Below are 6,998 nucleotides of genomic sequence, written 5' to 3'. Positions count from 1 at the left end.
CCAGACGCACCCCCGCGCCTCACAAGGCTTCCCATCACCTCCCCTTTCTCCTCCCCTCCCCTCCCCTCCCCCCCACACACAACATCCCCTCTCGACTTTTCCCCGGCTCTCTCCTATATCTCTCTGTCCAGACGTTACAACGGCGCGGCTTTTCAGGCCGCACATTCATCAATCCATCCTAAGGAGATGCATCATGCCCTGCCGGAAGATCGCCTATTGCGGTCCCGAAGATTTCGACGGTATCCGCCAGTGGCTGTCCGGACGCGACAATCCCGGACACGACGTTGACGCTCTTGTGCTCGACATCCTTGCCGATGTCCGGGAGCGCGGCGACGAAGCCATTGCGGAATATGGACGCAAGTTCGACTGCGACACCCTCACCGCCGAGCATCTGCATGTGCATCATCATGAATGTGAAGCCGCCCTGCGTGAGGTTCCGGCCGAGGACCTTGCTATCATCCGTGAAGCCGTCGCCAACATCCGCGCCTTTCACGAACGCCAGAAGGAAAACTCGTGGTGGACCACACAGGCCGACGGCACCATCCTCGGCCAGATGGTCACGCCCGTGGACCGTGTGGGCCTGTATGTGCCCGGTGGTCAGGGCGGGCAGACGCCGCTTATCTCCAGCCTGCTGATGAACGCCATCCCGGCGCAGGTTGCTGGCGTGCAGAATATTACTGTGGTGTCCCCGCCGCGCCCCGACGGCACGCTGAACCCCACACTTCTTGCAACAGCCCACATCCTTGGCATTACGGATATCGTCCGCGCCGGAAGCGCGTGGGGTATCGCCGCGCTGGCTCACGGCACGCAAACCATTACGCCCGTTGATGTCATCGCCGGGCCGGGCAACATCTTTGTCACCACGGCCAAACGCCTGCTGACAGGCCGCGTGGGTATCGACATGATTGCCGGACCGAGCGAAATCACCATTCTCGCTGACGCCTCCGCCGACCCTGAATGGCTGGCGGCAGATATGCTGTCGCAGGCGGAGCACGACGCCCTCGCCTCTGCCGTCCTCGTCACCACCGACGAAGGCCTGGCCGGGCACGTTCGGGAAGCGCTGTCCAGACAGCTTCAGGAACTCCCCCGCACCGAGATTGCCGCACAATCCCTGCGGGACTGGGGCGCCATCATTACCTGCGACAGCCTCGAAACCGCCACAGACATCGTTAACCGCATCGCTCCGGAGCATCTTGAGCTTGCTGTTGACGACCCATGGGCCCTGCTCGGCCACATCCGCCATGCGGGTGCCATTTTCATGGGGCACCACGCCCCGGAACCCGTCGGCGACTATTTCGCCGGACCGAATCACGTTCTGCCCACGCTGGGCACCGCGCGCTTCTCCTCGGCCTTGTCGGTTCAGACGTTCCTCAAGCGCTCCAGCGTCATTGCGACACAGCCAAGCTTCACAGCCGCCCATGGCAGCAAAATCGCCCGCCTTGCGCGCCTTGAAGGATTGGAAGCCCACGCGCGCAGTGTGGAGAAACGCTTCACCAAATAATGTCCAAGCCCCCGCTCGCCTGCTGAGCGGGGGCTTCTCTTTGCCGCCCTGACCAGATGCGGCACCCTGCGGAGCCACCGCCCCAACGCACCGGCCCCGCAATTTTTCTTTCCTGTCCTGCACAAAAGCGGAAATCACTGCAAAAACGGGGGTTCCAAACCGTTTCTTTTTCTATTATGCAGTGCACACCGCCAACCATCATATCCTTTATGAAGGAGAACGATTCCATGAAGGTCGTGACCGAGACTCAAATCAAGGAATTTCCCCTGACTTCACGTGGCAAGGTGCGTGACATCTACGACCTCGCCGAGGACCGACTCCTCATCGTCACCACGGACCGCATGTCCGCCTTTGACGTCATCATGAACGAACCCATCCCGTTCAAGGGCGTCATCCTGAACCAGATCACCATGTTCTGGATGGAGATGTTCAAAAACATCGTCCCGAACCACCTCATTGCCTCTGATGTCGCCGACTTCCCCGAAGCCCTCGCGCCCTACGCCGAGGAACTGGAAGGCCGCGCCGTCATCGTCAAGAAGGCGAAGCCTCTGCCCATCGAATGCATCGTCCGCGGCTACATCACCGGCTCCGGCTGGAAGGACTACCAGCGCACGGGTTCCGTCTGCGGCTATCCCCTGCCGGACGGCCTGCAGGAATCCGAAAAGCTCCCCGAGCCGCTGTTCACGCCCTCCACCAAGGCCGAGCTTGGCGAGCATGACGAAAACATCACCCTGACGCAGGCCCGTGACCTCATCGGCGCCGACCTGCTGGACAAGGTGCAGACCACCTCGCTGGACATCTACTCCCGCGCCCGCGACTTTGCTGCGGAGAAGGGCATCCTCATTGCGGACACCAAATTTGAGTTCGGCATGGTGGACGGCCACCTTACCCTCATTGACGAAGTCCTCACGCCCGATTCCTCGCGCTTCTGGCCCATGCAGGGCTACGCTCCCGGCGTCACCCAGCCCAGCTTTGACAAGCAGTACCTGCGCGACTGGCTCTCCAAGCAGGACTGGGACAAGACTCCGCCGCCGCCCACGCTGACAAGCGAGGTCATCGAAAAGACCGGCGCCAAGTACGCCGAGGCCTACCAACACCTCACCGGCAAGCCGTTCACCACGGTCTAGCCGCCGCACCAGGCGCACGCCCCGCGTCCGCGCCCACAGTCTCCAAAGGCCCGCAGCCCCGCTGCGGGCCTTTTATCTCTGCGGCATTCCCCGCCTTTTTCTCCTCTACCGTCCTCCCTCCACGCCCACCACCACTGCGCCATTCCTTGACATCTGCGCCGCTGGGGTACATAACGGCGGTGCACATCCATTGCGCGCACTTAATTTCACACCGTGATGGTTGCGCAAGCAATTTAGTCAATACAAATTCTGGAAGGAGTTCCATGAAAATCTCCGAACTGCGCATGCCCGAGTTCAAGGTTCCTGAAATGAAGATGCCGGAGATCAAATTCCCGGACATCAAAATGCCGGAGCTGCACATCGGCGACCTCGTGGCGCGTATCCCCATTGTCCAAGGTGGCATGGGCGTTGGCATTTCGTTGTCCGGTCTTGCTTCGGCAGTGGCTAATCAGGGCGGCGTTGGCGTTATCGCTGCGGCCATGATCGGCCAAAACGAACCGGACCTGGCCCAAAACCCCGACGAGGCAAACCGCCGCGCCCTCGCGCGCGAAATCCGCACCGCCCGCGAAAAGACGGACGGCATCATCGGCGTCAACGTCATGGTTGCCCTCACCAACTTCGCTGACATGGTCAAGACCTCCATCAAGGAAGGTGCGGACGTCATCTTCTCCGGTGCCGGACTGCCTCTTGACCTGCCCAAATATCTCTCGGATGAGACCAAAACCCGCCTTGTGCCCATTGTCAGCTCCGGGCGTGCGGCCAAAGTCATCTGCAAAAAATGGCTCGCCAAGTTCGACTACCTGCCCGACGGCTTTGTTGTGGAAGGCCCCAAGGCTGGCGGCCACCTGGGTTTCAAGGCGGAAGACCTCGACAACCCCGAGTTCCGCGTTGAAAATCTTGTTGATGATGTTGTGGACGCGGTCAAACCCTTTGAGGAAGAACACGGCGCGCACATTCCAATCATCGCCGCAGGCGGCGTGTATACCGGCGCGGACATCAGCGCCATGCTGGACCGCGGCGCCTCGGGAGTGCAAATGGGCACCCGTTTTGTCGCCACCCACGAATGCGACGCTGACCACGCCTTCAAGCAGGCCTACGTAGACGCCACAAAGGATGACATCAAAATCATCAAAAGCCCGGTGGGCATGCCCGGCCGCGCCATTCGCAGCCCGTTCATTGATGATGTGGAAAACGGCAAGCGCAAGCCCTTTAAATGCCCCTTCCACTGCATCAAGACCTGCGACTATACCAAAAGCCCCTACTGCATTGCCGTGGCCCTCGCCAATGCCAAGAAGGGCAAGCTGAAACACGGCTTCGCCTTTGCCGGTGCCAACGTTCACCGCATCAAGGAAATTATCTCCGTGCGCGAACTGATGGACACCCTCAAGGCAGAATTCATCGCTGCGCGGCAGGAGCCCGCTCTTGCCTAGCACGCCCCACACCCCTTGCAGCGGCGTCAAAAGGGGCCTTCCCGCCCCAAAGGTTCTTGCCGCCGCCACGCACATAGCGTAAAGAATTGCAGTTTCCCATGGCCGCCCGGTTGCTTATCCGGGCGGCCACGTTTATGTTCGGTGCCGTAAAAGGAGGAACCACATGCTGCTTGAAGGGAAAAAGGCTCTCATCTTCGGCGTGGCCAACCAGCGAAGCATCGCTTACGCCGTGGCCAAGGAATTTAAGGCGCAGGGTGCCCGGCTGGCATTCAGCTACGCATCCGACGCCGTTCAAAAACGCATAGAACCCATCAACGAAGAACTCGGCGGCGAGTTCATCATCAAGGCGGACCTCTCTGACGACGCCGCCGTGGCAAGCGCTGCGGACTACGTTCGTGAGCAGTGGGGGGATGTGGACATCATCGTCCATTCCGTCGCCTACGCCGACCGCAACGACCTGAAGGGACGCTTTATCGACACCTCGCGCGACGGCTTTAAGCTGGCGCTCGACGTTTCGGCCTACTCCCTCGTTGCCGTCTGTCACGCCTTTGAGGACATGCTCAGCGAAAGCGGCTCCGTGCTGACCATGACCTATCACGGCTCCCAAAAGGTCATCACCAACTACAACGTCATGGGTGTTGCCAAAGCCGCGCTGGAATCCAGCGTCCGCTACCTCGCCTCGGACCTCGGCAAGAAGGGTGTGCGTGTCAACGCCATCAGCGCCGGGCCCATCAAGACGCTGGCCTCGTCCGGCATCTCGGGCTTCAAGTCCATCCTCTCGCACATTGAGGAGCGCGCCCCCCTCGGCCGCAATGTCACGCAGGAAGACGTGGGCCGCGCCGCCCTGTATCTTGCCTCGGACCTTGGCTCCGGCACGACGGGCGAAGTGATGTATGTTGATGCTGGCTACAACGTGATGGGCATCTAGCCCGTCCGTCGCCGCCGCGCACATGCGCCGCATATCTCGGGGGAGGCCGTCAGGTCTCCCCTTTTTCGTTCTCCCTCCTCACCCGCCTTTTTCATCACTTCCGTCCTCTCGGCCCACAACGCTTACCCCATTTGCCAAAGCCCGTCCGCGCAGGTACACAGACCCCAGACCATAACCACAACCGCCATAGCGGAGTTAAAGCAATGGGAATCCCGTTCAATAGCCTCAAGGCGCAAACCGCGCCCTTTGAAAACGACCTGCGCGAAGCCTTCGAACGCGTCATGGGACGCGGCTGGTACCTCATGGGACCAGAGGTGGACGCCTTTGAAAACGAACTCGCCCACTGGCTGGGCCGCGACCACGCCATCACCGTTGGCAACGGCACGGACGCCCTCATCCTCGCCCTGCGCGCCCTTGGCGTTGGCACCGGCGACGAGGTCATCCTGCCTGCGCATACGGCGCTGCCCTGCTATCACGCCGTCCTCGCCGTAGGAGGCGTCCCCGTCTTCGCCGAGGTCGACGAGGCCACATACACCCTCGCCCCCGCCAGCGTACAGCGCATGCTGTCCCAAAAGACCAAGGCCGTCATGGCCGTGCATCTGTACGGCCAGTCCTGCGACATGGACCCCATCGCGGAAATCTGCCGCGCCAACGGCGTCGCCCTGCTGGAGGACTGCGCGCAGTCCCACGGCGCCACCTACAAGGACCGCCTCGCCGGACAAATCGGCGATGCCGCGGCATTTTCCTTCTATCCCACCAAAAACCTCGGCGCCCTTGGCGACGGCGGCGCCATCTGCTGCGCCGACGCCGAACTGGACCAGCGCATCCGTCTGCTCAAGCAATACGGCGAAGCCAGCCGCTACGAGAGCGTCACCGCAGGCAGCAACAGCCGCATGGATGAAATGCAGGCCGCCTTTCTGCGCATCCGCCTTGGCAGGCTCGCCACCGAGAACGCCCAGCGCCGCGACATCGCCGCCATTTACGATACACAGCTTGCCGGAACGCCCGTCACCACCCCGCACGAGCGCGAAGGCTGCACGCACGTCTATCACCTTTACGTCATCCGCGCCCCCCGCCGCGAAGAGCTCATACAGTATCTGCGCGAGCGCGAAATAGGCACCGGCATTCACTACCCCATCCCCGGACACAAGCAGAAGCTGTTCGTGGATAGGACGGCCACCTGCCGCACGGACGACCTCGCCCTCACCGAGAAGATGGCCGGAGAAATCCTCAGCCTGCCCATTTTCCCGGGTATGGATCATGACGACGTACGCACCGTCTGCGACGCCATCAAGGCCTTCTACGCCCAGTAAACGACGAGATTGTCCACCCCGGGGATTGACGCGCCATCAGGAGGATATACAGTCTGTGAAAGCGCGGCGCGATACCGCGCCGCCCCAAAACAGACGGAGGACCTATGGACGCACTCTGGACCCTGCTCCTCATCGTGGGAGTCTTCGTTGTCCTCAACAAAGTGATTTTGCCCAAACTCGGCATTCACGGTTGAGGCCCCGCTTCGGACAGCTGCAGTTGGCAGCCCAAGAAGAAGGACCCATCCGCCAAGGATGACACATCGTCCAAGACCGACTAAGCCCCCGGCTTTCAACTTTTTTTAAAAAATCCCGGAAAAGGGGTTGCAAAGCGCTCCCCTTTTCCTTAGAAGTCTTTCCCGACGCGGAGAGGTGTCCGAGTCCGGCTTAAGGAGCACGCCTGGAAAGCGTGTGTACCGAAAGGTACCGGAGGTTCAAATCCTCTCCTCTCCGCCAGATCGTCATCAAAAGGCTCTCGATTCTATCGAGAGCCTTTTTTCGTGCCTTCTTATCAGGGGGCAGAAAGGACGAAAGGACGAAGGGACGAAGACGAGAAAAGATGCCTCCGGCGACTTGAGCTCTTAGGTCGTTCGGCCTGAAAGGACGAAGGGCCTTAGAGATCAAGATAGCAGAGCTGGTTAAGGAAATAATTTCCTTAACAATCCTTAGGATTTTCAGGAGCGGAAGCCGCTCCTGAAAATA

General features: G+C 60.7%; 5 protein-coding genes and 1 tRNA gene. All 6 read left to right on the top strand.

The features are described 5' to 3' along the window. The first annotated feature begins 193 nt into the window (after positions 1-193). The 6 genes from hisD (at position 194) to ACY69P_RS12355 (ending at position 6,752) form a co-directional block, all read left to right on the top strand. Positions 194-1,501 (top strand): histidinol dehydrogenase, encoded by a 1,308-nt coding sequence (gene hisD / locus ACY69P_RS12380; protein ID WP_462327694.1) that lies wholly within the window; start codon positions 194-196, stop codon positions 1,499-1,501. 227 nt (positions 1,502-1,728) lie between these two features. Continuing rightward, positions 1,729-2,628: a phosphoribosylaminoimidazolesuccinocarboxamide synthase gene (locus tag ACY69P_RS12375; protein WP_462327693.1), complete on the top strand. Its 900-nt coding sequence runs from the start codon at positions 1,729-1,731 to the stop codon at positions 2,626-2,628. A gap of 338 nt (positions 2,629-2,966) precedes the next feature. After that, positions 2,967-4,058: an NAD(P)H-dependent flavin oxidoreductase gene (locus ACY69P_RS12370; RefSeq protein WP_459900087.1), complete on the top strand. Its 1,092-nt coding sequence runs from the start codon at positions 2,967-2,969 to the stop codon at positions 4,056-4,058. 163 nt (positions 4,059-4,221) lie between these two features. After that, positions 4,222-4,986, top strand: a complete 765-nt coding sequence (locus ACY69P_RS12365) for an enoyl-ACP reductase FabI (protein ID WP_462327692.1) — start codon at positions 4,222-4,224, stop codon at positions 4,984-4,986. A 203-nt stretch (positions 4,987-5,189) separates the two neighbouring features. After that, positions 5,190-6,299, top strand: coding sequence for a DegT/DnrJ/EryC1/StrS family aminotransferase (locus ACY69P_RS12360; RefSeq protein ID WP_462327691.1), 1,110 nt, complete (start codon positions 5,190-5,192; stop codon positions 6,297-6,299). Positions 6,300-6,662: 363 nt separating this feature from the next. Further along, positions 6,663-6,752: transfer RNA gene (locus ACY69P_RS12355), tRNA-Ser, on the top strand. Positions 6,753-6,998 lie beyond the last annotated feature (246 nt).

It is taken from the genome of Desulfobaculum sp. (assembly GCF_054921475.1).
Note: the sequence above shows the minus strand (reverse complement) of the source record. Positions and strands in the feature narration are given on the sequence as shown.

Coding starts and splice junctions, on each gene's coding strand:
- hisD (WP_462327694.1), top strand. CDS start 194: ATGCCCTGCCGGAAGATCGCCTATTGCGGTCCCGAAGATTTCGACGGT.
- ACY69P_RS12375 (WP_462327693.1), top strand. CDS start 1,729: ATGAAGGTCGTGACCGAGACTCAAATCAAGGAATTTCCCCTGACTTCA.
- ACY69P_RS12365 (WP_462327692.1), top strand. CDS start 4,222: ATGCTGCTTGAAGGGAAAAAGGCTCTCATCTTCGGCGTGGCCAACCAG.
- ACY69P_RS12360 (WP_462327691.1), top strand. CDS start 5,190: ATGGGAATCCCGTTCAATAGCCTCAAGGCGCAAACCGCGCCCTTTGAA.